Source organism: Stenotrophomonas sp. P5_B8 (assembly GCF_054049855.1).
In genome coordinates this window covers 1-2,094 of record NZ_JBFULO010000550.1, presented here as the reverse complement: position 1 = coordinate 2,094, position 2,094 = coordinate 1, and the positions used below count along the sequence as shown (strand labels likewise).

1 protein-coding gene is annotated in these 2,094 nt (G+C 68.1%); it reads left to right on the top strand.

From position 1 onward, the window contains the following. On the top strand, window positions 1–2,094 hold a 2,094-nt coding region (locus ACXJKH_RS19215), incomplete at both ends, for a methyl-accepting chemotaxis protein (RefSeq protein WP_457321765.1).

The window sequence follows — 2,094 nt, the reverse complement described above, 5'->3', positions numbered from 1 at the left end:
GAACTGGCCGCCATGGCCGGCAACAACATCCCAACCCTTCAGCACCTGGGCGAAGCGCGCGCGGTGCTGGGGGAGTTCCGCACCTACGAACTGGCCCAGGTCAGCATGCTCGACCAGCCGGACAAGGTCGCCGATTACAACAAGCGCATGGACGACTCGGCCAAGCTGGTCCGCGATGAGCTGGCCGCCTATGCCGCACTGCCGGCCAATGATCGCGAGCGCGCGTTGTATGCCAAGGTCGCCGCCGACACCGACGCCTACTTCCGCGCCAACACCGACCTGCGCGCTGCCGTGGCCGCTGGCGACGCCGCCGCCGCCCGCGACATCTCCGACAACAAATCGCGTCCGGCGCGGCGCCAGCTGTTCGAGGATCTCAAAGCGCTCGGCATATACAGCAACAGCCTCATGGCCGGCCGCATCGATGCGGCCAACGCCACCCACCGCACCAGCGTGACCGCGATCATCGCCTGCATGGTGCTGCTGTCGCTGGTTGCCGCCGCCCTGGCCTTCGTCATCTCGCGCGTGATCACCCGTCCGCTGTCGCAGGCCGTGCATGCCATCAAATCGGTCGCCCGGGGCGACCTCAGCGTCAGCACCCGCGCCACCAGTACCGATGAAGTCGGGCAGATGCTGGTGGCCACCGGCGAGATGACCAGCATGCTGCGCCGCTACTCGGATGAAACCCGTCAGATGTCGGCCATGCACGCCGGCCCGGACATCTCCCACCGCATGCCGGTGGACTTCCCGGGCGTCTACGGCGAACTGGCGGTGGGCACCAACACGGTAGTGTTCGACCACCTGGACGCGATCAAGGACGCCATCGCCGTACTCAACCAGTACGCGGCCGGCGACCTGTCGCAGAATGCGCGCCGCCTGCCGGGCAGCCGCGCGATCCTGCACGAATCGATGGACGCGGCCAAGGCCAGCCTGCTGGCGATCAACACCCAGATCCAGTCGCTGGCCCAGGCGGCAGCCGCGGGCGATTTCAGCCAGCGTGGCGATGCGCTGCGCTTCGATCACGATTTCCGGGTGATGATCGAACACCTCAACACCATGATGGAAGTGGCCGACGGYAACCTGTCCCAGCTCTCGCACCTGCTGCAGGCGATTGCCAATGGCGACCTGACCGCACGCATGCAGGGCCAGTTCCACGGCGTGTTCGCCAGCATGCGCGACGACGCGAACTCCACCGTCGCCCAGTTGACCCAGATCGTCGGTCGCATCCAGCAGGCCTCCTCGAGTATCAGCACGGCGGCCGGCGAGATCGCCTCGGGCAACAACGACCTGTCGCGTCGTACCGAGCAGCAGGCCGCCAACCTGGAAGAGACCGCCGCCTCGATGGAGGAGCTCACCTCCACCGTGCGCCAGAACGCCGAGCACGCCCGTCAGGCCAACCAGCTGGCGATCGGCGCGCATGGCGTGGCCTCGCAGGGTGGCGAAGTGGTCGGCCGCGTGGTCAGTACCATGCATGAAATCGATGCGTCCTCGCGTCGTATCGCCGACATCATCACCGTCATCGACGGCATCGCCTTCCAGACCAACATCCTGGCGCTGAACGCCGCGGTGGAAGCGGCACGTGCCGGCGAACAGGGTCGTGGCTTTGCCGTGGTGGCCTCGGAAGTGCGCACCCTGGCCCAGCGCTCGGCCAGCGCCGCCAAGGAGATCAAGGGCCTGATCGATGAATCGGTCGGCAAGGTCGCCGAGGGCTCGGCACTGGTCAACCAGGCCGGCCAAACGATGGGCGAGATCGTCGCCTCGGTGCAGCGGGTGACCGACATCATGGCCGAGATTTCGGCGGCCTCGCAGGAGCAGTCGGCGGGCATCGAACAGGTCAACCAGACCATCACCCAGATGGACGAGACCACCCAGCAGAACGCGGCCCTGGTCGAAGAAGCCACCGCCGCCGCGCGCTCGATGGAAGAGCAGGCCGGCCACCTCACCGACGCGGTGTCGCTGTTCAAGCTGGACGGTCAGTCCGCGCCGTCGGCCAGCGCGGCAGTCGCGGCCGCCCGCGCCCCGGCCGCCGCCGTACCGCGCCCCCGCCAGGCAGCCGCCCCGGTGCGTCGCACGGCGGTACGCGAGCCGGTGCTGGCC